The 25,183-nt window shown below is 72.1% G+C and carries 19 protein-coding genes; 13 read left to right on the forward strand and 6 right to left on the reverse strand.

From position 1 onward, the window contains the following. Positions 1–90: 90 nt before the first annotated feature. The 7 genes from HCC61_RS11820 (at position 91) to HCC61_RS11850 (ending at position 11,169) form a co-directional block, all read left to right on the forward strand. The gene (locus HCC61_RS11820) at positions 91–930 is read left to right on the forward strand and encodes a class I SAM-dependent methyltransferase (protein WP_169135344.1); all 840 of its coding nucleotides are present in this window, start codon (positions 91–93) and stop codon (positions 928–930) included. A 241-nt stretch (positions 931–1,171) separates the two neighbouring features. After that, positions 1,172–3,124: a GAF domain-containing protein gene (locus HCC61_RS11825; protein WP_169135345.1), complete on the forward strand. Its 1,953-nt coding sequence runs from the start codon at positions 1,172–1,174 to the stop codon at positions 3,122–3,124. A gap of 317 nt (positions 3,125–3,441) precedes the next feature. Beyond that, positions 3,442–4,716 (forward strand): hydroxymethylglutaryl-CoA reductase, degradative, encoded by a 1,275-nt coding sequence (locus HCC61_RS11830; RefSeq protein WP_169135346.1) that lies wholly within the window; start codon positions 3,442–3,444, stop codon positions 4,714–4,716. Positions 4,717–4,818: 102 nt separating this feature from the next. Next, on the forward strand, positions 4,819–6,873 hold the full coding sequence (locus HCC61_RS11835; protein WP_169135347.1) for a hydantoinase/oxoprolinase family protein: 2,055 nt from the start codon (positions 4,819–4,821) through the stop codon (positions 6,871–6,873). 52 nt (positions 6,874–6,925) lie between these two features. Then, entirely contained in the window at positions 6,926–9,124 is a 2,199-nt protein-coding gene (locus HCC61_RS11840; protein ID WP_169135348.1) for a hydantoinase B/oxoprolinase family protein, read from the forward strand. After that, positions 9,121–10,368, forward strand: coding sequence for a CoA transferase (locus HCC61_RS11845; protein WP_169135349.1), 1,248 nt, complete (start codon positions 9,121–9,123; stop codon positions 10,366–10,368). The genes HCC61_RS11840 and HCC61_RS11845 overlap by 4 nt, the downstream gene beginning before the upstream one ends. Then, positions 10,369–11,169 carry an enoyl-CoA hydratase-related protein gene (locus HCC61_RS11850; protein ID WP_169135350.1) on the forward strand — a complete coding sequence of 267 codons (801 nt, stop codon included), beginning with the start codon at positions 10,369–10,371 and terminating at the stop codon, positions 11,167–11,169. Between the two features lie 107 nt (positions 11,170–11,276). Here HCC61_RS11850 and HCC61_RS11855 read toward each other — a convergent pair whose 3' ends face one another. From HCC61_RS11855 to HCC61_RS11880, 6 genes are all read right to left on the reverse strand, one after another. Further along, the gene (locus HCC61_RS11855; RefSeq protein WP_169135351.1) at positions 11,277–11,525 is read right to left on the reverse strand and encodes a phosphopantetheine-binding protein; all 249 of its coding nucleotides are present in this window, start codon (positions 11,523–11,525) and stop codon (positions 11,277–11,279) included. Then, positions 11,522–12,169: an isochorismatase family protein gene (locus HCC61_RS11860; protein ID WP_169135352.1), complete on the reverse strand. Its 648-nt coding sequence runs from the start codon at positions 12,167–12,169 to the stop codon at positions 11,522–11,524. Before HCC61_RS11860 ends, HCC61_RS11855 begins: the two co-directional genes overlap by 4 nt. A gap of 17 nt (positions 12,170–12,186) precedes the next feature. After that, a complete protein-coding gene (locus HCC61_RS11865) occupies positions 12,187–13,830 on the reverse strand; it encodes a (2,3-dihydroxybenzoyl)adenylate synthase (protein WP_169135353.1) in 1,644 nt (547 codons plus the stop codon). Beyond that, the gene (locus tag HCC61_RS11870) at positions 13,827–14,969 is read right to left on the reverse strand and encodes an isochorismate synthase (RefSeq protein ID WP_240968945.1); all 1,143 of its coding nucleotides are present in this window, start codon (positions 14,967–14,969) and stop codon (positions 13,827–13,829) included. Before HCC61_RS11870 ends, HCC61_RS11865 begins: the two co-directional genes overlap by 4 nt. 281 nt (positions 14,970–15,250) lie before the next feature. Continuing rightward, positions 15,251–16,030 (reverse strand): 2,3-dihydro-2,3-dihydroxybenzoate dehydrogenase, encoded by a 780-nt coding sequence (locus HCC61_RS11875; RefSeq protein ID WP_169135354.1) that lies wholly within the window; start codon positions 16,028–16,030, stop codon positions 15,251–15,253. A 396-nt stretch (positions 16,031–16,426) separates the two neighbouring features. Next, positions 16,427–17,284 carry a (2Fe-2S)-binding protein gene (locus HCC61_RS11880; RefSeq protein ID WP_169135355.1) on the reverse strand — a complete coding sequence of 286 codons (858 nt, stop codon included), beginning with the start codon at positions 17,282–17,284 and terminating at the stop codon, positions 16,427–16,429. 179 nt (positions 17,285–17,463) lie between these two features. Here HCC61_RS11880 and HCC61_RS11885 point away from each other — a divergent pair, with 179 nt between their 5' ends. The 6 genes from HCC61_RS11885 to HCC61_RS11910 all read left to right on the forward strand — a co-directional run bounded on the left by HCC61_RS11885 (position 17,464) and on the right by HCC61_RS11910 (position 25,177). Then, complete coding sequence (locus tag HCC61_RS11885; protein ID WP_169135356.1) at positions 17,464–18,675, forward strand: ATP-grasp domain-containing protein; 1,212 nt, start codon at positions 17,464–17,466, stop codon at positions 18,673–18,675. 71 nt (positions 18,676–18,746) lie between these two features. Next, positions 18,747–20,543 (forward strand): IucA/IucC family protein, encoded by a 1,797-nt coding sequence (locus HCC61_RS11890; protein ID WP_169135673.1) that lies wholly within the window; start codon positions 18,747–18,749, stop codon positions 20,541–20,543. 6 nt (positions 20,544–20,549) lie between these two features. Continuing rightward, positions 20,550–22,301, forward strand: coding sequence for an IucA/IucC family protein (locus HCC61_RS11895; protein ID WP_169135357.1), 1,752 nt, complete (start codon positions 20,550–20,552; stop codon positions 22,299–22,301). Then, entirely contained in the window at positions 22,298–23,530 is a 1,233-nt protein-coding gene (locus HCC61_RS11900) for a type III PLP-dependent enzyme (RefSeq protein WP_169135358.1), read from the forward strand. The genes HCC61_RS11895 and HCC61_RS11900 overlap by 4 nt, the downstream gene beginning before the upstream one ends. A 121-nt stretch (positions 23,531–23,651) precedes the next feature. After that, positions 23,652–24,323 (forward strand): DUF4956 domain-containing protein, encoded by a 672-nt coding sequence (locus tag HCC61_RS11905; RefSeq protein ID WP_169135359.1) that lies wholly within the window; start codon positions 23,652–23,654, stop codon positions 24,321–24,323. A gap of 71 nt (positions 24,324–24,394) precedes the next feature. Then, positions 24,395–25,177, forward strand: coding sequence for a polyphosphate polymerase domain-containing protein (locus HCC61_RS11910; protein ID WP_240968925.1), 783 nt, complete (start codon positions 24,395–24,397; stop codon positions 25,175–25,177). Positions 25,178–25,183 lie beyond the last annotated feature (6 nt).

Consider the following 25,183-nt stretch of genomic DNA (forward strand, 5'->3'; position numbering starts at 1 on the left):
TGCCGAGTGCCGGGCGGCCGGGACCGTGCACCCGTCGCCATGGAGGCCGGAGGGACGAAGGGGCGGAGGGACGAAGGGCGGAGGCAGACCATGACCGACCGGAACCTCGAAGCGCGCGCCCTGTTCGGCAATGCCGTCGGGTCGACGCTCGTCACCGCCCTGTACGCGCGCGCCAAGGGTGCCGGGCTCTTCGACGTCCCCGACTGGGACGATCCGCAGGCCCGCGAGGCCTGGTCGGCCCTCGACGCGATGGCGCGCGAGCGCGGCCGGCGGCTCGAAGACCTCGTCCTCACCGACGTCATGAACGTCGTCGGCACGATCCGCCGGTCCCAGGACATCGACGCGCGGGTACGGGAGTTCGCGGGCGAGCACGACGGCATCCAGGTGGTCACGCTGGGCATCGGCATGTGCAACCGCGCGGCGAGACTCGCCGATCTGGATGCGGCATGGTCCGGGGTCGACAACGCCGAGGTCGTCGCCCTGCGGTCAAAGCTCCTGCCGGACGACACGACCCGTCTCATCGCCGGATCGGTGACCGAGCCGGACTGGCTCGCCGGGATCGGTCCGGCCAAGCCCACCGTGCTCGTGGCCGAGGGGCTCCTGATGTATCTCACACGGCCGTTGGTCGGCCGGCTGCTGACCCGCGTCGGCGACCACTTCACCGGCCCGGCCCGGCTCGTCGCCGACGTGCACCACGCCGCCGTCGCGCTGCTGCCGAGCCCGATCGGCAGGCTCACCGGGGCGGACTTCCACTTCGGCGTGCGGAGCCCGGAGGCGTTCGCTCATCTGTCCCCGGGCTGGCACCTCGTCGGCGCCGACGAGACGATGGCCCGCATCCGTCCCGCCGCGGCACGGGTCTCCCGCGCGTTCCGCCTGGTCGCGCGCGGTCTGATGTACGGGGTCATGACCCTCGAACGCGACGCGCGCTGAATCTCGCGAGCACGCGGCAGCCCGGTCGCCGCCGGACGGTGGTCGACGCCGTCGGAGGCGGCGCATGTCCGCGCCGGGCAAGCACCGGCCCGACCGGCAGGCACCCGCACCCGCACCGGCCCGTGCTGTGCCGGGGCCGCCTCGCAGACCCCGCCGTGACTCACCGCGATCCCGCTGACGCCCCGCGTACGGGTCGTGCACCGCTCTTCTCCGGCAGCCGGGCGGGAGGCATTCTGTCGCCGTGACCAGGAACGACGACGAGCGGAGCGCGGCGCTCCCGGTGGCGCAGGTGGCGGCGCTGCTGGATGCCGCGGCCGCCGATGCCGAGGACGAGGCCGCCGCGGCGTACGAGGAGTTGAACGCGCGGCTGCTGCCGCCGGAGGAGGCGGCCGATCTGGCGAACCGTGTCCGCAACCTCCGCTCGGTTCTCACGCGTTGGCGCCGCCGCGGTCAGGAGCTCTCGGCGCTGTTCTCCAGCGCGCGCGAACTCGCGGAACTGCGGGACACCGACGCGCTGTTGCACCGCCTCGTCGAGCGTGCCCACGAGCTGATGGGCACGGACGTCACGTACCTGTCCGAACTCCACGAGGACAGCGACGAGTTGCGGGTGCGGTCGACGCTGGGGGCGGTGGCCGCGTCGTTCCGTGAGCTGCGCGTACCTCCCGGGATGGGGCTCGCGAGCAAGGTCGTACGCACCCGGAATCCGCAGTGGACGTCCGTCTACCAGGCCAACCGCTCGATCCCGCACGAGGCCGGTATCGATGCGGCCGTGGCGGCGGAGGGGCTGGTCGCACTGCTCGGTGTGCCGCTCGTGACGGGGGACCGCGTCCTGGGCGTGCTGTTCGCGGCGGACCGCAGCGAGCACGAGTTCGTTCCCGAGGAGATCGCGCTGCTGAGCGCGTTCGCCGATCACGCGGCGGTGGTGCTCCAGACGGCGCGGCTGCTGGAGCAGGCGAACGTCGCCGCCCAGGAGGCCGAGCGGGCCAACTGCGTACTGGAAGGCCACGTCACAGCGATGGAACGCGCCAGCGCGGTCCACGAGGATCTGACCGCCGTGGTGCTGCGGGGCGGCAGCGCAGGCGAGGTGGCCGGGACGCTGGGCACGTCGCTGGGCCGGCCGGTGACGATCCTCGACAGGGAACTGACGCCCGTGGCAAAGGAATCGGGCACCGGCGGCGTGCGCCACTCCGCGGCGGACGGCAGCCTGCTCTCCGCGGTGCGTGAAGCCGTAGAGGCCGGGCGGCGGTCCGGGCGGTGCGTCTTCGTCGACGGCGGCGAACCGCTGCCGGAGGTCGCGGTGGCGGTCGTGGCCGCGGAGACCCTGCTGGGCGCGGTGCTCGTCGGATACGGCGACCTCGAACTGCGCGAGGTCGACCAGCGCACCATCGAACGCGCGGCGCAGATCCTCGCCTTCGTGGTCGTGAAGCAGGAGGCGGTCGCCGCGGCGGAGGACCGCGTCCGCGGGGAGCTGGTCTCGGACATCCTGCGGGGCGACACATCGCGCCGTCAGGAGCTGCTGCTGCGGGCACGGGCCAGGGACGTGCGGCTGGAGGAGCTGCGGTCGGTGGTGGCCGTGAGCGTCGCCGCCGAGCGGCGCAGATCCGCCTCTGAGTCACTGAGGCGGGCGGTTCCGGGCGGCCTGGTCGGTGAACGCGACGGCGTGCTGGCCGTTCTCAGCCCATGCCGGGACCCGATGACGGCCGCCCGGGAGGCGTGGCATGCGGTGCGCGGCGTCCATCAGGAACCGGTGCTGGCCGTCGCCGGTCCGCCGGCCGGTTCCGCGGAGGCGCTGGGGCGCTGCTTCGATTCCGCGCGGCGGTGCATGCGGCTGCTGGAGAGCCTGGAGGCGGCGGAAGGGACCGTGGACGCGCAGAGGTACGAGCCGTACATGGCGATGTTCGGCACGGGCGGAGAGGGGCTGGCCGGCTTCATCGAGTCGACGCTCGGGCCGGTGCTGCGGTGGGACGAGAAGCACGGGACGCAGCTCTTCGAGACCTTGCACGCGTTCGCCGATTCGTATGCGAGCCCGAGCCGCACGGCCCGCGCCCTGCACGTCCACATCAACACCGTCACGCAGCGGCTGGAGCGCATCAGCGTGCTGTTGGGTGCGGAGTGGCGCGCTCCGGAGCCGCTGTTCCGCGTCTCGGTGGCCGCCCGGCTGCACGCGCTCTCGCGGCGCGTGACGGCGGGATGAGCCGGGATCAGCCGGGATGAGCACCGTCGCGGGCGGGCGCGGCCCGGGCGGGCAGGGTCCGGGAGAGCGGGTGCGGTCCGTACGGCGTGATCCGCCGCAGCGCTCTGAGCTGAGGGTTCCGCGCGCGGTGCGACGCGGATCACACGCGCCGGGGCCGCGAAGTATGTGTGAATCAACCGTGTCGCCGGCGTCGGCGCCTCCCTAGCGTTTCTGCCGAACGAGGACGGCGGCGGGTCGCCGGGACGCTGCTCCCTCTCCGCGCTGCCGCATGTGCCGCACAGCCCGGGAGGACGCCCGGGACGACGTGGGAGGTGTGCGTGGCCACGCAGAGCAGGATCCGCGGATTCCGGGACGAATCTCCGGCCGGCAGGCGGGCGTTGCTCGCCGAGACCACCGGTGTCCCGCTCGAGTCCCTCGACGTGCTGGCCTCCGGTGGGCTCAGCGTCGAGCAGGCCGACCACATGATCGAGAACGTGATCGGGCTGCTGGGTGTGCCCGTCGGAGTGGCCACCGGCTTCACCGTCAACGGCACGGACGTACTGGTCCCGATGGCCACCGAGGAGCCCTCCGTCGTCGCGGCGGCCAGCAACGCCGCGCGCATCGCACGCGAACGGGGCGGCTTCCACACGTCCAGCTCGGAGCCGGTCATGCAGGCGCAGGTCCAGGTGCTCGACGTGGCGGACCCGGACGGTGCGCGGCTGCGGCTGCTCGAAGCCTCCGAGGAGCTGGTCCGCCTGGCCGACGGCCAGGACCCGTTGCTCGTCTCCCTCGGCGGCGGGGTGCGCGAACTCTCGGTGCGCGTGGTCGACGCCCGTCCCGGCCGCTACATCGTCGTGCACCTGGCCGTCGACGTCCGTGATGCCATGGGTGCCAACGCGGTCAACACCATGGCGGAGGCGGTCGCGGACCGCGTCGGGCGCATCGCGGGCGGCCGGACGCTGCTGCGCATCCTCACCAACAAGGCCGACCTGAGACTGGCGCGGGCACGGGCGGTGTTTCCCGCCGAGGCGCTGGGCGGCGCCGGAGTCGTCCGAGACATCGTGCACGCGGCCGCGCTGGCCGAGGCCGACCCCTACCGTGCGGCCACGCACAACAAGGGGATCATGAACGGGATCACGGCCGTCGTGCTGGCGACGGGCAACGACACCCGGGCCGTCGAGGCCGGCGCGCACTCCCATGCGGTCGGCGCCCGCGGGCGGTACACGGCCCTGTCGCACTTCGAGGTCGACGGGGACGGCGACCTCGTCGGCACGCTCGAACTCCCCATGCCGGTGGGCCTGGTGGGCGGCGCGACGAAGGTACACCCGGCGGCAGCGGCGGCCGTACGGCTGCTCGGTGTCTCCACCGCACGCGAACTGGCCGAGACCGTCACGGCGGTCGGCCTCGCGCAGAACCTCGCCGCCCTGCGCGCTCTGGCGACCGAGGGGATCCAGCGCGGACACATGTCGCTGCACGCCCGCAACGTGGCCGTCGCCGCCGGCGCCACCCCCGAGGAGATCCCCGAAGTGGTCGAGCGCCTGGTCGGCGACGGAGCCGTACGGGCCGACCACGCCGCGCACGTACTCGCCGAACTCCGCGCACAGCACCCATGAGGGCGCACCGCGCCTGAGGCCACAGCACGCCTGAGCGCACAGCACGCCTGAGGAACGGGCGCCACGGACACACCGCACCACACGTCAAAGGAGACGCGGACCATGACACTGCACGTGGGCATCGACGTGGGCGGCACGTTCACCGACGCCGTCGCCGTGCACGACGGCCGGGCCCTGCGCGGCAAGGCCTTCTCCACCCCGGACGTCACGACGGGCATCCTCGACGCCCTCGCCGTCCTGGAGGAGCGGCTGGGCACGGCCGAAGGCGGCTTCTACCCTCAGATCGACCGCTTCGTCCTGGGCAACACCATCGTCACCAATGCCGTCGACGAGCAGAAGTTCTCGGCCGTCGGCCTGCTGACGACGCAGGGCTTCCGGGACACGCTGCGCATCGCACGCTCGGCGCGCGACGACGAACGCGACCCGCACAGGATGGCTCCGCCGCCGGAGATCGTCCGCCGCAGCCGCATCGTCGAGGTGCCCGAACGCATCGACGCACACGGCGAGATCCTCCTGCCGCTGGACCCGCAGGCCCTGGCCGGCGCCGTCGAGAAGGTCCTCGCCCAGGGGGCGGAGTCGCTCGCGGTGTGTCTGCTGTGGTCCTTCCGCAACCCCCAGCACGAGCAGGAGATCGGCAAGTATCTGGAGACGCACCACCCGGATCTGCCGTACACGCTGTCGAGTTCGCTGACGCCGGTCTACCGCGAGTACGAGCGGATGGTGACCACGACCCTGGACGCCGCCGTCAAGCCGATCGTGGCGCAGCACTTCGACCATCTCGCCGCGGAACTGGCCGGGCGGGGCCTGCGTACGCGGGTGCAGATCATGCAGGTGCACGGCGGGTTCCTCTCCGCGGAGGAGACCGGCAAGGCGCCGATCGCGATGTTCAACTCCGGCCCCGTGGGCGGTGTGACGGGCGCGCGGCTGCTCGGTCAGCGCCTGGGGCGGCACCGGGTGCTCACCGCCGACATGGGCGGTACGAGTCTGGATGCGGCGGCCATCGTCGACGACGAGTTCCGTGTGCTGCCGCGGGCCGAGATCGGCGGTCTGCCGACGAGCCTGACCGCAGTGGACATCGAGACGATCGGTGCGGGCGGCGGCAGCCTCGCCTGGATCGACGGCCGGGGCGTGATGCGGGTCGGGCCGCACAGCGCCGGATCGGTGCCGGGGCCCGCCTGCTACGGCAAGGGCGGCGAGCGGCCCGCCGTCACCGACGCCGCCCTGGTCATGGGTCTGCTCAACCCCGGCTACTACCTGGGCGGCACCGTCGACCTGTACGAGGACGAGGCGCGGGCCGCGGTACGGCGGCATCTCGCCGAGCCGCTGGGCCTGTCGGCGGACGCCGCCGCACACGGCGTGTACCGGCTCGCGGTGTCGCAGATGGCGAACGCGGTACGGAAGATCACCGTCAACAGGGGCCATGATCCTCGGGAGTTCACCCTGGTGGGGTTCGGGGGCGCGTGCGGGCTGTTCGCGGCGGCCATCGCCGCGGAGATCGGCGTCGGCGAGGTCGTCGTCCCGCGCAACGCGGCCGTCTTCTCCGCGTACGGCCTGATGCACGCCGACTCGGTCTTCTCCGCCGTGCAGACCACGCCGTGGACGTTCGGGGAGCCCGCCGCCGACCTGGAGAAGGACTTCTCGGCGCTCCAGGCCCGCGCGCAGGAGTGGTTCGAGTCCGAGGGCATCCCGGAGGAGCGGCGCGAGCTGTACCGGGAGGCGGACATGAAGTTCATGGGCCAGATCTTCGAGGTCACCACGCGGCTGCCCGGCAAGAGCTTCGGCGAGGAGGACAAGGACCTCCTCCGGCAGCGGTTCATCGAGGACTACGAGGCGGAGTTCGGCAGCGGCACCGCCTGGACCGAGGCCGAGGTCCTGCTGGTCAACTCCCGCGTCAAGGCCGTCGGGCGCACCGACGCCCAGCAGATCACCGGCGACCCGGGCGACGGCGAGGAGTACGCGGGCAGCACCCGGGAGTGCGTCGACCCCGTCAGCGGGAAGCGCCGCACCGTCGATGTGCACCGCGGATTCGGCGCCCTGGGCCGGGCCCACGGCCCCTGCCTGCTGGAAGAGCCCGACACCACCGTGTACGTACCGGACGGAGCGGTCGTGGAGCCGGCCGACGGAGGCCACTTCGCGATCCGTCTGAACGGTGCGTGAGCCGATGCGGTCCCGGATCGCGGGTCCGCCCGTTCCCCGAGCGGAGACACCGATGAGCACGAACTCCACTTACGTTCCGGAAGGCTATGACGCGGTCACTCTCGAAGTGATCCGGATGCGCCTGGACTCGATCGTCGAGGAGATGGGCAGCGCGATGATCCGGTCCTCCGGGTCACCGGTGATCACCGAGTCCGGCGACTTCAATACGGCGCTGTTCGACCCCGTGGGGAGGATCTACTCCTACTCGGACTTCGTCCAGTTCCACATCGGCTCCGGAAGCGTCGCGGTGCAGAACCTCGTCGCGGAGATCGAGGGCGAACCGCTGCACCCCGGGGACGCGTTCATCTGCAACGACCCGCACACTGCCGGCTCGGCGCACCCGCCGGACACCAACGTCATCTCGCCCGTCTTCCACGGTGACGAGCTCATCGGCTGGGCCCAGTCGCAGGCGCACCTCGTGGACGTCGGCGGCATGACACCGGGAGGCTTCGCCCCGGGCGCGTACGACTGCTTCAGCGAGGCGCTGCGGCTGCCCCCGGGCGTGAAGGTCTTCGAGCGGGGCAGGCCCGTGGAGTGGGTGCGGCGCGTCCTGCTGAACAACGTCCGCGTACCGACGCTGTTCTGGAACGACGTGCGCAGCCTGGTCGCGAGCAACAACACGGGCATCCGCCGGCTGTGCGCCACGGTCGAGGAGTTCGGCCTCGACGCCTTCCGCGACCACACGAGGGTCAACTTCGAGATCGCGGAACGCGTGGTCCGCGAGCGGATCGCCCTCCTCGCCGACGGCGTCTACGAGGCGGACGAGTGGACGGAGCACAACGGGCACGTCAACGAGCTCTACCGCGTGCACTGCACCATGACGAAGGCGGGCGAGCAGATCACGCTGGACTTCACCGGGTCCAGCCCGCAGACCGACGGCTTCGTGAACCTCAGCTACGGAACCCTCGTCGGCAGCGTGGCCAGCGCGCTGGTGCCGATCCTGGCGTGGGACGTGCCGTTCAACGAGGGCGTGATGGCGGCCTGCGACGTGGTCGCCGAGAGCGGCTCCCTCGTCAATCCCGTACCGCCGGCGCCCATCAGCAACGGGCACCTCACCACGGGCGCCCGGGTCAGCCGCCTGGTGACCAAGCTGCTCAACGAGGCGGCGCGGGCCAGCCATGACGCCGTGATCCGCGCACGCTCGCAGGGCGTGTGGGCGGACTCGTGGACCGGGGGCATCTCCGCGGGCACGCGTGACGACGGCGAATACTTCGTGCTGTTCAACATGGACGGCGGCGGCATGGGCACCGGGGCGCAGCCGGTCGCCGACGGGCTCGACTGCGGCGGCATGATGACCCAGGTCAACAACGCCCTGCCGGACGTCGAGATGAACGAGATGCTCTACCCGGTGCTGTACCTGTGGAAGCGGCTCAACACCGCCAGCGCGGGCCACGGCGCCCATCGCGGCGGCCAGGGGCACGAGTTCGCCTGGCGGCTCTACGGCGCGCCGGAGGTCACCCAGACCGTCTTCGCCCCCAACGCGCAGGTGGTCGCCGACGGCTTCGGCGGCGGCTATCCCGGCGGCGGCAGCGGACACTCCGTATGGCGCGGCACCAACGTCGGCGAGCTGTTCTCCACCGGCACCGTCCCCACCGACGCCACGCTGACGGCGGCCGGGCGGGAGCTGCTGGAGATCAACCAGCAGGACGTGACGATCGGTTCGGACGATGTGTTCGTGCAGTGGGTCGCGGGAGGCGGCGGCTACGGAGACCCGCTGCTGCGCGATCCGGAACTCGTGGCCCGGGACGTGGGCGACGGGTATGTCAGCGCGGAGGTCGCCGCGCGGGTGTACGGAGTGGTGCTGGAGGGCGGCGACGGCGGCGGTGGCGGTGCCAACGCGGAGGCGACGCTGCGCAGGCGTGCGGAGATGCGCGCCGAACGGCTCGGCGGGCCGCCGCCCGCACGGCCCGTGGCGCCGGACGCCACTCCTGAGAGCTCCGCGCCGCGCCGCGACGGCGACGGCTGGTACTGCCCCGCGAGCGGCGCCCGCCTGAGCACCGGCGACGACTGGCGGGCGGACGTGCTCACCCGTACCGGCGTCGCCGCGGAGCGCCTCGCGGACCTCGGCGTCCGGGTACGGCCACGGGAGAGCGAACCGGCCGTCCTCCTGGAGGAGTTGATCAGCCCGGAGTGCGGCACCCTGCTGGAGACCCGCGTGCGGGTGGCACCCCGCGGAACGGCGCCCCGCGGAACGGAGGCCGGGACACGATGACCGCGCTCCCCCAGTCCGCCGCTTCGGAAGGCGCCCCGCGCGGCCCGCTCGCCGGGGTGGTCGTCCTCGACATCACACGCGTGGTGGCGGGGCCGTTCTGCTCGATGATCCTTGCCGATCTCGGGGCGACCGTCATCAAGGTCGAGCGGCCCGGCGAGCCCGACTACGCACGGGACTTCCCGCCCTTCCTGGAATCGGCCCGCGGCGAGAGGTTCAGCGCCTTCTTCGCCCAGTACAACCGCAACAAGCTCGGGCTCACCCTCGACATGGCCGCCCCCGAGGGGAAGGAGTTGCTGAAGCGGCTCGCGGCACGTGCGGACGTGCTCGTGGAGAACTTCCGCCCCGGCACGATGGACAAACTCGGCCTGGGGCACGCGGAGTTGCGCAAGGCCAACCCGCGGCTCGTCTACACCGCGATCTCGGGCTTCGGGCAGACCGGGCCGTACCGGCTGCGTCCCGCGTTCGACAACAGCGCGCAGGCCGCCGGCGGACTGTGGTCGATGAACGGCTACCCGGACCGGCCGCCGGCGCGGGTCGGCACGATCATCGGCGATCTGGCGGCCACCATGTACGCCGTGATCGGGACCCTCGCCGCGCTCCGGCACACCGAACGCACCGGCGAGGGCCAGCTCGTCGACGTCGCCCAGCAGGACTCCGTGCTGTCCCTGACCGAGAACGCCGTCGTCTCCTACACCGTGGACGGAAAGACGGCCGGGCCGCTCGGCAACGCCCACCCCTTCGTGCGGCCCTACGAGCTGTATCCCTGCAAGGACGGCTACGTCTTCTTCGGGGGCTACACCGACAAGTTCTGGCGGCTCACCTGCGCCCTGTTCGGCGAGCCCGGCCTCGCCGACGACCCCGAGACCGACACGATGGCCAAGCGCTTCGACCCGGACGTCTACGAACGCCGCGTCCGGCCGCTGCTGCACGGCTGGATGGCCGACCGTACGCGGGCCGAACTGGAGGAACTGGCGGGCGACACGATCCCATTGACCGCGATCAAGGACATCGGCGAAGTCGTGGAGGACCCGCACATCAGGGAGCGCGACATGATCGTCGACGTCGAGTACCCGGACTTCGGCCAGTTGGAGATGTTCGGGCAGCCGATACACCTCGACGTCACGCCGGCACGTCCGCGGGGGCTCGCGCCACGGCCCGGGGAGCACACCGACGTGCTGCTGCGCGGAATGGCCGAGCTGTCCGAGGACGAGATCGCCGCCCTGCGCGAGTCCGGAGTGGTGTGAATGGGCGGCATCACCCTGGAACGCGAAGGGCCCGTGGCCGTCGTACGGTTCGACCGCGCGGACAAGCTCAACGCCCTGACCCTCGCCATGTACGACGAGTTGGCGGCGGCCTTCGACGAGGTCCGCGACGACGACGCGATCGCCGCCGCCGTGCTCACGGGCAGCGGCGACCGCGCCTTCTGCGTGGGAGCGGACCTGGAGGAGTCCATCCCGGCCCTGGCGGAGGGGCGGTTCGACATCTCCCGCTGGGACGGCGCGCACCAGAAGCACACCGATCTCTTCAAGCCCGTGATCAGCGCCGTCAACGGCCTCTGCCTGGGCGGCGGTTTCGAGATCATGCTCTCCACGGATCTGCGGGTCGCCGCCGAACAGGCCGAGTTCCAGCTTCCCGAGCCGGGCGTCGGCCTCGTACCGGCGGGAGGCACCCTCGTGCGGCTGACCCGCCAGATCCCGTACGCGTGGGCGATGCGGCTGATGCTGCTCGCCGAACGCCTCACGGCTCAAGAAGCCCTGGGATACGGCCTGTTGAACGCCGTGGTGCCCGCGGAGGACGTGCTGCCCACCGCGGTGGAGTGGGGCGAGCGCCTCTCCCGGCTGAGCGGGACGGCCCTCGCCACCGTCAAGGAGGCCGTGCTGCGGCTGGGCAACCTGCCGCCGGAGGAGGCGTTCCACAGCGAAGCCCTCTACGGGCAGCGGGCGTTCGCGTCACCCGACGCCCGCGAGGGTCTGGCGGCCTTCTCCGGGCGCCGCCGGCCGGACTTCCCCTCACGCCGCACCGCGACGGACGAGACCGAGCACTGAGGCGGCGCGCCCGCGCCGGGGCGGGTCGTCAGGGGCCGTGGGGCCGTTAGGGGCCGTGGGGCGTTACGGGCCGTGGGTCCCTTCGGCGGGGCGGTGCACGCCGGTCGTCATGTGCGTTCCCGCAGCAGTTCCCACCAGGCCAGGACTCCGGGTCTTTCCGCCAACTCCGCGAAGGAGACGGTGATTCCGTCCCTCCGCCAGGATTCGACGAGGCTCATCAGCCGTACGGAGTCGAGACCGAGGTCGGCGAGGTTCTCGTCGTCCGGGACGTCCGCGGGCTCCTCTCCGAGCAGGTCCGCCACGTCGGCGCGAATGCGCTCCAGGGTCAGGGGCACGGCCTCATCCTTCCTCTTCATCCTTCCTCTTCGGCGCCGAGGCCCGCGAGGGCCTGGGCCGTGGTGACATAGGCGCACTGCGAGGCCGCCCACTCGAGGGCCAGCCGGTGGTCGTCGGCGCTGAAGTCGGCCACCGCGTCGGCCACGACGAACGCCTGGATGTCGCGCATCCACGCGTCGCAGGCCGTCATCAGCACACCGATGTGCGCGTAGACGCCGACCAGGAGAAGCTGGTCGGCGCCGGCAGCCTCCATGCGCTCGGCCAGGTCGGTGCGGACGAACGCGCTGTACTTCCACTTGATGAGCATCACGTCGTCCTCGACCGGCGCCACTTGTGACGCGATGGACACGGCGTGCTCCTCGTCGGGCACCCCGGGCCCCCAGAAGTCCTGCTGGAGTCCGCGCTGCCGGGGCGTCTGGCCTCCGGGCTGCGCGGAGTAGAGAACCGGCACGCCGAGGCGTACGCAGGTCTCCTTCACCGCGGAGACGTTGTGCAGCAGGTCGGTCAGCGGCGAGGAGTTCCCGGGGAAGGGGGCCAGGAAGTGGTTCTGCATGTCGTGCACGAGGAGGATCGCCCGGGCCGGGTCCGCCTTCCACGCGACGCGGTTGCCCGGCAGTTCGGCTGCCGTCGGCATGGGATATGGAGCGATTGCGGGCAGTGCCATGGGAGTTGCCGAGCCTTTCAATGCTGACGGAGGCGCGACGCGACGGCGGCGCGCAGATCCTTCTTGCTGACTTTGCCGACGCCCGTGGCGGGGAACGCCTCGATGAACTCGACCCGGTCGGGGATCTTGTAGGCCGCCAGGCCCCTTTCCCGGAGGAACTTCTTGATCCGCAGAGAGGTGACGCCCCGCGCGTCCCGGCGCAACACGACGTATGCGCAGACGCGTTCGCCGAGATAGGGGTCCGGCATCGAGACGACGGCCGCGTCGTGCACGCCGGGTACGGCCAGGATGTGGTTCTCGACCTCCTCGGCCGCGACCTTCTCCCCGCCGCGGTTGATCTGGTCCTTGGCGCGGCCCTCGACGACCAGGTTCCCCTCCGGGGTGCGGCTGACCAGGTCGCCGGTGCGGTAGAAGCCGTCCTCGGTGAAGGCGAGCGCGTTGTGCTCCTCGGCTCGCCAGTAGCCGCGGATGGTGTAGGGCCCCCGGGTGAGGAGATGGCCGGTGCAGCCGTCCGGGACGTCGCGATCGTGTTCGTCGACGACGCGGACCTCGTCGTCCGGTGAGATGGGCCTGCCCTGGGTGGTGACGACGGTCTCCTCCGGGTCGTCGAGGCGGGTGTAGTTCACCAGTCCCTCCGCCATCCCGAAGACCTGCTGGAGAGCGCAGCCGAGTGTGGGCCGTACCCGACGGGCGGCTTCCTCGCTGAACTTCGCGCCGCCCACGAGCAGCACCTCCAGGCTGGAGAGGTCGTGGCCGCCGCGTTCCGCCGCTTCGAGCCACACGAGCGCCAGCGGTGGCACGAGGCCGGTGATGGTGACCCGTTCCGACTCGATGAGCGCGAAGGCCGTCTCGGGCGCCGGGTCGGGCGTGAGCACCACCGTGCCCCCGGCATGGAGCGCGCCCAGCGTTCCCGGGGAGCTGAGCGGGAAGTTGTGACCCGCCGGAAGCGCGCACAGGTAGACCGAATCCCCGTCGACGGCGCAGATCTCGTTCGACACCCTGACCGAGTACATGTAGTCGTCGTGGGTGCGCGGGATGAGCTTGGGCGCGCCTGTGGTCCCTCCCGAGAGCTGAAGGAAGGCCAGGTCGTCGGGCGCGGGCTCCTCAAGGGCGACGGGGGCGGCAGGCACGTCGGCGAGGCGTTCGTGGCCTGCCGCGTCCTCGTCGGCGACGAGGACGTGCCGCAGGGTGGGCACCTCCGCCCGTACGCGGCGGGCGAGTTCACGGTGGTCGAAGCCTGCGTGCACGCCGGGCACGACACAGGCGACGGCTTCCGTGAAGGCACAGAGGTAGCGGATCTCGACGAATCGGTGCGCGGGCAGGGCGAAGACCGGCAGCGCCCCGATGCGGAAGAGGGCGAAGGCGACCTCGAAGAACTCGGCCACGTTGGGCAGTTGGAGAACGACGCGGTCGCCCTTGCCGATGCCGCGCGCCAGCAGCCCGGCGGCCATGGCGTCGGCGCGCCGGTCGAGTTCGGCGTAGGTCCAGCGGCGGCCGGAGGGCGGATCGACGACGGCGGTGAATTCCCCGTGGCGGAGCGCCCGTTCGCTCAGCATCCGCCCGAACGTCTCACCACGCCAGTACCCGGCCTCCCGGTAGCGCGCGGCGAACTCGGGCGGCCAGCCCGGGACTTCCCCGCCCCGAGCGTCGGCACCGGTCACAGCTCGGCCCCCACGGCGTGCAGGAAGGTGCGGAACTTGGCGGCGGTCTCCGCCGTTTCGGCGTCCGGCTCGGACGCGGCCACGATGCCCGCTCCGGCGTAGAGGCGCACGGAGCGCTCCGCGGCCTCGGCACAGCGGATCGTCACGACCCACTCGCCGTCGCCGTGTGCGTCGTTCCACCCGACCATGCCGGTGAAGAACCGCCGCTCGAAGGGCTCCAGTTCATCGATGAGCGCGCGTGCGCGGCCGGTCGGCGTACCGCAGACCGCGGGGGTGGGGTGCAGCGCGAGCGCGATGTCGAGCGAGGTCGGCCGGGAACCGGGACGGCCTCGGGGAGCCAGCTCTCCGGAGACGGTCGTGGACAGATGCCACATCGTCGCCGTCCTCACGAGCGTGGGCTGCGGCGGCACCGTCAGGTCGGTGCACACCCGGCTCAGTGCGTTGCGCACCGCCTCGACGACCACGGCGTGTTCGTGCAGGTCCTTCGCGGACTCCAGCAGCGAGACGGCGGACCGTACGTCTTCGGCGACATCGTCGCTGCGCGGCGCGGAACCGGCGAGCGGATTGGCGACGACATGCTCTCCACGGCGCGCGACGAGGAGTTCGGGGCTCGCGCCCAGCAGGGTACGGCCGGGCTCGGTGGGCAGCGCGAAGGTGTAGCCGCGCGGATCGCGGTGGGCGAGGCGCTGGAGCATTGCGGAGGTGTCGACGCCGCTCGCCGAGCTGAGTTCGAGGGTGCGGGCGAGCACCACTTTCTCCAGGTCGCCGCGGCGTATGCGCTGTACGGCCTCGCCGACCGCCTTGCGGTAGGTCCCGGCGTCGGGAACGGGCTCCACCTGCCATGCCTCACCGGGCGGTTGCCGGGCGGGCAGCGCGATCAGCGGGTCCTCTCGCAGGGCGGGCGCCCAGCGGGACTCGGCGGGTACGGCGAGGGTGACGGGCTCGTCACCGGCGAACGGCACGGCACCCACGACGAAGGGACTCTCCTGTCCGGCGTCCGCGGCCTCGGCCAGGGCACGGGCCACACGCTCGCCCAACGGTGCGTCGCCGTGCGGCACTTGGACGAGGGCCCGTCTCGCCAGCAGAGTGCGGGACGGGGAGGCGAAGAACATGTCGCCGGTCCGGTAGGAGTCGAGCAGCCCTGTGGCGGCACCGACCGTTCCGTCCCCCGGTCCGGTAGGGGCGGCGTCGCGTCTGACGGCCTTCGGCGGCTGCACGGGACGCGGACTTCCCTCGCGGGCGGGCCCGGCGAGTGCTTGTGGTCCCGGCACGGCGGGGCATCCGCGGTCTGTGATGTCGGACGACACCGGTCACTCCGTTTCCCGGCACCCGAAGTGCCGCCTTGTGAGGGGTTGGTGGGTGCGGGGCACCGGCCGTCGTCGGCGGTCAGCAGGACGGCGCAGCCAGGGGGACGGCGGATTCAAGCACGCAACGTCGCTCCGCCGTCCACGTACAGGTCGTGCATGGTGATGTGGCGGGCGCGGTCGGAGAGCAGGAACGCGACGGCCTCGGCGATGTCCTCCGGCTGGGCCATGCGGCCCAGCGGGATGCCGACGCGGTAGGCGTCCGGATCGCCGGCGACGGCGTCGGCGGGCGGCCCGCCGGTGTTCGACAGCTGACGCTGCATCGCCGTGTCGGTCGATCCGGGTGAGACGACATTGCAGCGCACACCGGAAGGTCCGACCTCCAGGCCGAGACACCTGGTGAAGTGGGCAGCCGCCGCTTTCGAGGCCGCGTAGGCGGCCATTCCGGCGCGGGGGACGCCGGCCGCGTTCGAACCCACGGTGACGATGCAGCCGTCGCCCCGGTCGGCCATGCGCGGGGCGACGGCGCGGCACATGCGGAAGACTCCGCCGGTGTTGACTGCGAACACGCGCTCCCAGTCGGCATCGGTGAAGTCCGTGACCGGTCCGGCCACCAGGATCCCGGCGACGTTCACCAGGAACTCCACGGGCCCGCTGTCGAGTTCGGTCCGCTCCACGACCTCGTCGACGGCGGCGGTGTCGGAGACGTCCGCCGTGTGCGCCCGGAGAGCGGACGAACCCAGTTCGGCTTCAAGGGACTTGAGGCCTGCCGCGTCCAGATCGACCGCGGTCACTCGCGCTCCGCGTGCGACAAGCGTCCGCGCGACGGCCTGCCCGATGCCGTTCCCGGCACCGGTCACCAGCGCGGTCCGGCCCTGGAACTCCCCGTGCGCCACGTCTCGACCTCCTGCACTCCTGGCCCCAGCGAGAGAGAGCGCTCTGTAAGGTTAGCCTTACCTTAGCGCATGCTCGGATCTGTCGGCTGAGATCAGGCGGAGCCAGGGAACCGTCACGGCGGGAAGCCGCGGATGGAGCGGCCGTTCGCCCGTGGACCTTCGAGTCGGCCTCGGCAGCCATGCCCGCTCAAATCCCAGGCAGCGCCCGGCGGTTGGGAATCTTCGGGACCTTCGGCGATGCCCGTCCCCCACCCACCGCTGAGGACGCGGCCCGGGAGTGCGGCGCCCCGGCGCAGCCGGCACTGCGGCTCCTGGCGCGAGGACCGCCGTACTCGGCGGCCCCCTTCGAGGCGCCGCCGAGTACGGGCGACCGGGCGCGGATCGGGCGCGGTGGGGCTATCCGCCGACGATGCGCGCCAGCCGGTCCGCGTCCCCGATGCGTGGACATGTGGCGCACGCCTGGCCGGGCGGGACGGTGTAGAAGAGGCAGCATCCGGCGCGGGTGCGGGTGGGGTACGAAGTGCCGTCTCCGCCGCGCAGGCGACGGAACCCGGCGCCGGCGGGGAACGGCGGGACCGGTGCGGGCAGCAGCTCTCCGGCCGCTGAGACCGCCTTCTCCTCGTCTCCCGTGGCGCGACCGAGGTGCCAGATGCCGGCGACGAGGTCGTCCTCGGCCATGCCCCACAGCGCCCTCGGCCCCCGCCGCAGCCGGGACCCGAGAGCCGTGATCAGGTGCCGCGCCTGGCCGGCGGCGGCGGTGCGGAGCTCCTGGTGAAGCGCCTCCTCGTCCGGCAGCACGACCGCCCCCGGAAGGCAGGCCGCGGCATCGTCCGGCAGGCAGGCGAAGCCCCCGGGAACCACTTGGAAGGCGTTGTCCGTGCGGCTGATCCGCACGTCCTCAGGGCGCAGACGCGGCACTCGCCGCTCCAGATACCAGGGCCCGCTCAGCAGCAGGAAGGTCGACCACAGGAAGCGGTGGAGCATGCGGGACGCCACGACGTCCGGGCGGGGAGCGGCGGTCTCGTGGCAGTCGAATTGGCGTGCCGCCTCCGACTCCAGCAGAGCATCGACGACCTGCGGGTGGCGGCCCAGTTCGCCCAGTTCGCTCCAGCGCCGCCCGACGCAGGAAGCGGGAGAGGCGATGTGAAGGGTCAGCGTGGGGCTCAGCTCGCTGAGGCGCCGGTAGGACGAGGCGAGCAGAGCGGAGCAGCTCTCGACGCCTCGTACGGGGGCCGACGTCGGGGCCAGGTTCAACGGGACTCCTTGCGGTCTGACGGTGACAAGCGGGCACGCCTCCGCCAGCTACGGCGAACCTTACTCAGGTACGCAGAGGTGGCGTGAACTGCTCGCCACCCGTGGGCGAGTTGGCGTAGTTAGGATTGCCTAACTTAGGCTCTGCTCCGGCTCCCGTCGAACAGCGGAAGGGTTCCGACATGCAGCTGTACCTGCTCGCTCTGAACCCGACCGAGTCGGTCACCTTGGGTTTCCTGCCGGCTGCCCGACGGCTGGGGCTCCACGTCACGCTGCTGACCGACCGGCCGAAAGAGCACCCGGTTCCCGGGCGGGACGGTGCGCGGGACGCCGACGTCGAGGTGCTCGGATGCGACGTGCGGGACGTGGCGGCGGTGATCGCCCGGATCTCCGGTCACCGCTCCCCCGACGCCGTCTTCACCAACAGCGACCATCTCCAGATGCAGGCCGCACTGGCCGCGGAGTATTTCGGGTTGCCCGACAAGGGCTGGCGGGCGGCGTTACGCACCAAGGACAAAGCGGAGATGCGCCGGCACCTGACCGCGGAGGGGGCCGACACCGTCTGGGCCGCCGAGATCGCCGCCGAGGATGATCTGCCGTCCCGGCTGCGGGCGCTGGAGGTTCCGTTCCCCTGCGTCGTCAAGCCGCGGGAGGGCGTGGCCAGTGAGGACGTCTTCCTCGCCGAGGACGGAGACGGCCTGGCCCGGCGGTGCGAGGAGATCCGGGAGCGGCGCCCGGGTGCCGCGCTCGTGGTGGAGGAGTACCTCCCCGGTGAGCTCCACACCATCGAGACCCTCGGGGACGCGAGCCGCCTGCACGACCTCGGTGGCTTCCACACCCTGCTCTCCCCGCCGCCCCATTTCATAGAGCACCGGATGACGTACACGCGCCGGCATCCCGCGGCGGTCCGGCAGTCGGTGCTCACCCAGCTCGGGGCGCTCGGCGTCGGACTCGGCGCCTGTCACACCGAGTTCGTCGTCAACGACGGTCGTGCCAGGATCATCGAGGTCAACTACCGGGCGGTGGGCGACCAGGGCGATCTGCTGCTCGCGGACCTGCTCGGCATCCCCCTCTTCGAGTACATACTCGCGGTCCACCTCGGCGATCCGCTGCCGTCGGAGCTGCCCGTACGGGCGGGCGGGGCGGCGCGGGTCGACTATCCGTGCGCCGACCGCTGCGGCACCCTCACGGCCGCGCCCGGCGCCTCCGACACGCACGAAGCGGACGTGCACCTCGTCTACCGGCCGTTGCGCCCCTTAGGGGAGCGCCACGACCTCTACCACACCAACCGCGACTACCTGGGTGCCCTGCGTACCACCGGTCCCGACCAGCAGTCGGTGGACCGGGCCGCCGAGAACTTCCTCGCCAGGCAGCGGTGGGAGATCGTCCCGTGACCGCCGGTCCCGGGCCGGTGCCCCCGGGACCCGTTACGGCGACCGGCCCGGCACCCTGCCTCGGGCTCAGCGTGTGCCCGGCCGAACGGGAGCTGCTGCTACGGGTGTTGAGCGCGCTGCTGCGTGAGGACGTCGCCGGTCTGCGCACCCGGTCCACGGAGATCCGTGCCGCGGACGGCCGCTGGCTCCGGCTCGGCGCGGGCAGCGGTCGTGCCCTGCTGTTACCCGTGCGCGACGACGGATTCCAGTGCACCGTGGCGGCCCGTCTGCCACTGCTGCGCCGGGAGCCGGAGGACGGGGACCTGACGAAGCGCGAGGACCTGACGACGGTCGCGGAGGTGCTCACCGCGCTCTGCGCTGTGGCCGGCCCCGCCGACCGCCGTGGATTCGACGCGTTCGCCGCCGAGTGCCGCGCGGACCTTCTCGCTCGCCGTCTGCACACCGCGACCCGCGACGAAGTGGACGCACGTGTCACGGCCCGCTACGGAACGGACCCCGCGCGCTGGCTGGGTCCTGCCGCGTCGGTGGCCTTCGACACCCTCGCGGCCCGCACCGATCACCCGGTGTATCCCGCCTCCCGCGCCCGGCTCGGCATGACGGAGCACCAACTGCGCTCCTACGGGCCGGAGTTCCATCCGCGCTTCCGGCTGCGCTGGCTGGCGCTGCCGGCGGCGGACGTCAGCGTCTCCGGAACCGGGCGCGGGCCCGGCGGCGCCCCGGCGCCCGCACTGCCCGCCTCGGCCCGCACCGGCCTGCCGCTTCCGGTGAGCGCGGAGCTGCCCGAGGAGTGCCGGCAGACCCATGTGCTGCTGCCGGTGCACCCGCTCACCGCCGGCCGGCCGCTGACGGAGGCCCTGGCCGCGGCCGGCCTGAGCACGCGGGCGGTGCTGATGGAGGAGCCGTACCTGGAGGTGGTGCCCACGCTTTCCATGCGGACGGTCGCCCTGGCCGATGATCCGGGCACCCACGTCAAACTTCCCCTGCACACCTCGACGCTGGGCCTGCTGAACCGCCGCTCGATACGGCCCGGCACGCTCCGGGACGGGGCGGCCTGCCAGCGGCTGCTGGAACGGGTGATCAAGCGCGAGCGCCGGTTCCGCAACCGCGTGCTCCTCGCCGACGAGACCCGCTATGTCTCCGCGGGCCATGAACTGCTGAACGTGCTGATCCGCCGTCAGCCGCCGGGCCTCGGCGACTGCGCCGTCGTCCCGCTCGCCGCGCTGGCGGCCAGGGCCCCGGACGGCCGCCCGGTGATCTGCTCACTGGCCGACCGCTTCTACGGTGGAGAGGTCATGGCCCTCCTCGACGCGCTGCTCACGCTGCTGCTGGACTGGCAGACCACGCTCTTCGGTTACGGGATCGCCCTCGAATCCCACCAGCAGAACGTCTCCCTCGTACTCGGAGGCTCCGGCGGTCCCGGCCCCCGGCTGCTCCTCAAGGACAACGACGGACCGCGCGTCAACACGGTCCGTCTGGGCAGGACCCTCGGCGGAGACGTCGGCCGCCTCGGTTTCGACGATCCGCGCATCCGCGTCGACGAGGACGGGCCGGTCGCCGATCTGTTCACCACCGTCACCGTGCACCTGTGCGCCGGAGCGTGGGCGTTCCGCCTCGCCCGGGACGGCTCGGCGATGCGAGCAGCCATGCTCGACCTGGTGCGCGGGCGGCTCGGCGAAGCCGTGGACCGGCTCGCGGTCCGGCACCGTACGGCCGCCGCCGTGCTGCGCTCCCGTGTGCTGGAGGCTCCCGAACTGCCCGTCAAAGCGATGGTGACGGCCGGGACTCTGCTGACGAAGGCACGGTCCGGCGCCGCCGACATCAACAAGCACTACACCACCGGCCCCAACTACCTGCTGCGGAAGGCTTGACCACTCATGACCGGCACGACCACGGCCCATCCGCCGGTTCCCGCCTCCGCAGCGCTGCCGACCGCCGACGAGGCGGTCGCCCACACCCTCCTCAACTGCGTACTGCGTGAGATGACCGACGACGGGACCCACCGGATCACCGACGGCCGCCTCCATCTGCGGCTGCCGCTGTCAGGCGTCGAACTGCGGGTGGCGCTGCGCCGCACCTCCCTGATCGGTGCCCACCGCTTCACCGGGCCCGTCGACGAACGCACACCCGAGGGCTGGGCACGCATCGGCTGGCGGGGACTCGCCGCCCGGGTGCACGCCGAACTCTCCCTGCGCACCGGCACCCGCAACGAGGAGTTCACCGGACAGGTCGCGGCGAGTCACCGGGCCGTCAGCAGCGCGCTCTCACGTCTCCGAAGGGGGCGAAGCCGAACCCCGGACACGCCGGACACGCCGGACACAGGCAGCCGGCTCGACGCCTATCTCGCCAGCGAGCAGTCGCTCCTGCTGGGCCACCGGTTCCACCCCACCCCCAAGGCACACGGCGCCGACCCCGCGGCCTGGACCGCGTACGCACCCGAAGAAGGTGCGCGCTTCCCGCTGCGACTCCTCGCCGTGCACGAGGACTTCACCGCCCAGGACTGCGCGGACGCGACCGCACTCGCGACGCTCGACGGGCTCGGCACCGCCCCGGCCGGGTTCCGGCTGCTGCCCGCGCACCCCTGGCAGTTCCAGCTGCTGCACCGGCACCCGGCCTTCGCCGCCGCCGTCTCGTGCGGCGCTGTGCGCGACCTGGGCACCAGGACCGCCCCGGTCACCCCGACCGCCTCGGTTCGCACCGTGTACGACGGCACGGCGTTCCTGAAGTTCAGCCTCGACGTGCGCATCACCAACTGCCTCCGCAAGAACGCGCATTACGAACTCACCGGGGCGGTGGCACTCACCAGGCTGCTGCGGCCCGTGCTCGACGACCTGGCCGTGCGCCACCCCGCCGCGGCAGTGCTCCGCGAGCCCGCCTACCGCTCTCTCGCGGTCCCCGGCGCCGACGGCCGCGCGGACCGGACGCTGCTGGAAGGCTTCGGGGTGATCGTCCGGGAGGGGCTCGGGCCGTACGTGCCCGACGGGGCCACGCCGCTGCTGGCGGGCGCCCTCGCGGACGAATACCCCAGCGGTCCCGGGCGAGTCGCGGACCTGCTGGAGGGAGCGGGCCCCTCCTCTGTCATCGCGTGGTGGGACAGGTACGTGGACCTCGTCGTTCCGCCGGTGCTGTCCGCGTTCTTCCTGCACGGGCTGATCCTCGAACCGCATCTCCAGAACGTCGTGGTGTGCGTCGACGAGGACAGCACGCCGGCAGGCGTCCTCTTCCGCGACCTGGAGGGAACGAAGCTGATATCCGGAACGCACCGCGACGCGCTGGCGGCGCTTCCCGGCGAGGTCGCGCGTGCCCTGACCTACGACCTCCGGCGCGGCTGGGACCGCGTCGTCTACTGCCTCCTCGTCAACCATCTCGCCGAGATGCTCTCGGCCGTCGCCGACCTCCACCCCGGCGCCGAGCCGGCGCTGTGGCGAAGCGTCCGCGACACCCTGGCCCGGTGCGCCGAGGACCTGAACCAACCGCCTCTGCTGCGATCGCTGCTCGCGGGGGCACCCCTGCCCGCCAAGGCGAATCTGCTGACACGCTGGCAGCGCACGCCCGACCGTGAATCACGCTACGTCCGCCTGCCGTCTCCGCTGATCCACGAGACCGTGACGAACGGATCCGTGAATTGAGCCTGCTCACTGCGGCCGTCCGGGACACCGCACTCACCCTCGGCCCCCGCGAACTGCCCTGCTACATCTACGACTTGAGCGCGCTGCGGCGGCACGCGGCGACCGTCCGCGCGGCGCTTCCGGAGCGCGTGGAGCTGTATTACGCGGCGAAGGCCAACCCGGAGACGGAGATCCTGCGGGCGCTGGCACCGTTCACGGACGGATTCGAGGTCTCCTCCGGCGGTGAACTCGCCCACGTTGGCAGCGCGGTCCACGACAAGCCGCTCGCCTTCGGCGGCCCCGGCAAGACACCGGACGAGATCGCGGCAGCCCTGGCCGCCGGTGTTCGGCGCTTCCATGTGGAGAGCCTCCACGAACTGCGGCTGCTGGCCCGGCTCGCCTCCCCCGGCCGCACCGGGACGGCGACGCGCCCCCGCGTCCTGCTCCGCTTCAGCCCGCCGGTCGCAAAGGACGCCCTGGCCGGCAGCGCCCTCGCCATGGGAGGCAGCCCCACCCCCTTCGGCATGGACCCGGCAGAGGCGGCCGAAGCCATGGGCATGTTCGCCGGCGGCAGGCTGGACGGACTCGAACTGGCGGGGCTCCACGCCCACTTGGCGAGCGGTCTGGACAGTGAGGCGCAGCTCGCCCTCACCGAGGAGGTCGCCGCCTCGGCCACGGCCCTCGCCACACGGTGCGGTGCCCGGCTCCACGAACTCACGGTCGGAGGCGGCATGGCCGTCGACTACTCCCGCCCGGCGGCGCGCTTCGACTGGTCCGGGTTCGGGGCGGGAATGGCCCGCATCGCCGAGCGGTACCCCGGGCCCGTACTGCGGATCGAGCCGGGTCGGGCCCTGACGGCGTACTGCGGCTGGTATGCGACGGAGGTGCTGGATGTGAAGCACAGCCACGGCGAGGACTTCGCAGTGGTCCGCGGAGGCACCCACCATCTGCGCACGCCGGCGGCGAAGGGACACGACCAGCCGGCCGAGGTCCTCACGCTGGAGGACTGGCCCCATCCACTGCCCCGTCCGGCCGTGCGGGGCCGACACGTCACCTTCACCGGCCAGTTGTGCACCCCCAAGGACGTACTGGCCCGGGGCGTGCGGGCGCCGGGGCTCCGTGCGGGAGACAGGGTGGTCTTCGCACTGGCGGGCGCGTACGCATGGAACATCTCCCACCACGACTTCCTGATGCACCCGCCGCCCGGTGTGCGCTTCCTCCACCCGCCGGAACCGCGCACCGTGCCCTGAACCACCGTGCCCTGAACCACCGCCCGTTGAACCACCACCCGTTGACCTGCCCGGACCACCGAGGCCGGCATTTAACGTCGCCCGGCGGAGCCGTTAACCGGCTCCTCCCTACGGTCCCGGCATGGAATCGATCAGCCAGCTTCTCGCCCGCCTCGCTCTCGATCTCGTCTCCGTCTCCGTGCTGACCTTCGGCGTCTACTATCCGCGGCACCGGCGCAGGGACCTGATCCCCGCCTACCTCGCCCTGAACGTGTCCCTGTTCTCGGTCGTCGCGGCGCTCGCCCGCACCGGTGGAAGCGGCGGGATCGCGCTCGGCTTCGGGCTGTTCGGGGTGCTGTCCATCGTGCGGCTGCGGTCGGAGTCGATCCAGAGTGAGGAGGTCGCCTACTACTTCACGACGCTCGTCCTCGGTCTCATCGCCGGCCTGCCGAATGTGGATCTCGCCGTCGCCGCCGCGCTGTGCGGCGTACCGCTCCTCGTGGTGTATGCGGCCGATCATCCGCGGCTGTTCGCCCGTACGCAGCATGCCGTGGTCACCGTCGACGAGGCGGTCACCGAGCCGGAGGCCGTCGCGTCCTGCATCCGGGCGCGGTTGGGGGAGCCGCTGTCCTGGAAGGTCCAGGAGGTCGACTTCGTACGGGATCTCGCCGTCGTGGACGTGCGGTACCGCGTGAGGAATGTGCCCGAACGCGGGCGCTCCGCCGGTGACTTGACCCGAACCGGCAAGGCCGCGAGCGAGACCGCTGCCGCCCGCGCCGAGGCCGGACACCGCCTGAACGGCGCCGCGACATGACGGCTGCCCCGGCCGTCCGGGCTCTCGAGTGCGCCTCGTCCGCGGCCCACCCCGTCTCTCTCTCCCACGTCATGTCGCAGGCACCGCTGCTCGCTCGCTTCGACGAGGTGTATCTGGTCCCCGCGGACGTGTTCGTGGACTTCGCGGCGCAACTGACCGATCCACGCCGCGGGCGCGAGTCCTTCCGCGCGCTGGACATCGGCGGGCTGCGCTGCTTCGGCTATCACTCGGTCTACTACGACACGGCGGGGCTTCGGACGTATCACGACCACCGGCAGGGCCGTCGGAAGCGCTTCAAGATCCGTGAGCGGTGCTACCAGGACTCGGGAGAGCGGCAGTTCGAGGTGAAGCTGAAGGGGAAGAGGGGCGAAACCCTGAAGTACCGCGTCCCGCTGACCCCTTCGGCGCCGGCGCTCGGTGACGTTCCGCGCCGCTTCCTCGTGGAGACGCTGCGTTCCGCGTACGGCATCGAGCCGCCGGAGACGCTCGTCCCGTCACTGCTCACCGACTATCGGCGGGTCACGCTGGTCGCCGACGGCCAGCGAGTCACGTGCGACGCGGGGCTGGCCTGCCGGACGTACGCCGGAGGGCCGGGCGGACCTGCCCGGCCCGTGGTGCGGGGCGCCGGTGATCTCGTGCTGGTCGAGACGAAGTCGACCGGGCGGTCGACGCAGGCGCATCGCATGCTGCACCGCTACGGCATACGCCCGGCCGAGTTCACCAAGTACGCGGCGCTGGCGGCCCTCAGACCCACGCTGAGCGGCAACCGGTGGCGGCGTGCGCTGCGTCAGGTCTTCCCCGCCACGGCCACACAGCCGGGCCGGGATGCGGACCGCCCCGACGGGGCGACGTGACGCGCG

Origin of the sequence: Streptomyces sp. HNM0575 (assembly GCF_012726265.1) — a bacterium.
GTDB lineage: Bacteria > Actinomycetota > Actinomycetes > Streptomycetales > Streptomycetaceae > Streptomyces.

Bases quoted from the DNA above. Each gene is read 5' to 3' on its own strand.
- HCC61_RS11850 (WP_169135350.1), top strand. From the start codon at position 10,369: ATGGGCGGCATCACCCTGGAACGCGAAGGGCCCGTGGCCGTCGTACGG.
- HCC61_RS11820 (WP_169135344.1), top strand. From the start codon at position 91: ATGACCGACCGGAACCTCGAAGCGCGCGCCCTGTTCGGCAATGCCGTC.
- HCC61_RS11855 (WP_169135351.1), bottom strand. From the start codon at position 11,525: ATGAAGAGGAAGGATGAGGCCGTGCCCCTGACCCTGGAGCGCATTCGC.
- HCC61_RS11910 (WP_240968925.1), top strand. From the start codon at position 24,395: ATGTCGCAGGCACCGCTGCTCGCTCGCTTCGACGAGGTGTATCTGGTC.
- HCC61_RS11835 (WP_169135347.1), top strand. From the start codon at position 4,819: ATGACACTGCACGTGGGCATCGACGTGGGCGGCACGTTCACCGACGCC.
- HCC61_RS11860 (WP_169135352.1), bottom strand. From the start codon at position 12,169: ATGGCACTGCCCGCAATCGCTCCATATCCCATGCCGACGGCAGCCGAA.
- HCC61_RS11885 (WP_169135356.1), top strand. From the start codon at position 17,464: ATGCAGCTGTACCTGCTCGCTCTGAACCCGACCGAGTCGGTCACCTTG.
- HCC61_RS11840 (WP_169135348.1), top strand. From the start codon at position 6,926: ATGAGCACGAACTCCACTTACGTTCCGGAAGGCTATGACGCGGTCACT.
- HCC61_RS11895 (WP_169135357.1), top strand. From the start codon at position 20,550: ATGACCGGCACGACCACGGCCCATCCGCCGGTTCCCGCCTCCGCAGCG.
- HCC61_RS11845 (WP_169135349.1), top strand. From the start codon at position 9,121: ATGACCGCGCTCCCCCAGTCCGCCGCTTCGGAAGGCGCCCCGCGCGGC.
- HCC61_RS11905 (WP_169135359.1), top strand. From the start codon at position 23,652: ATGGAATCGATCAGCCAGCTTCTCGCCCGCCTCGCTCTCGATCTCGTC.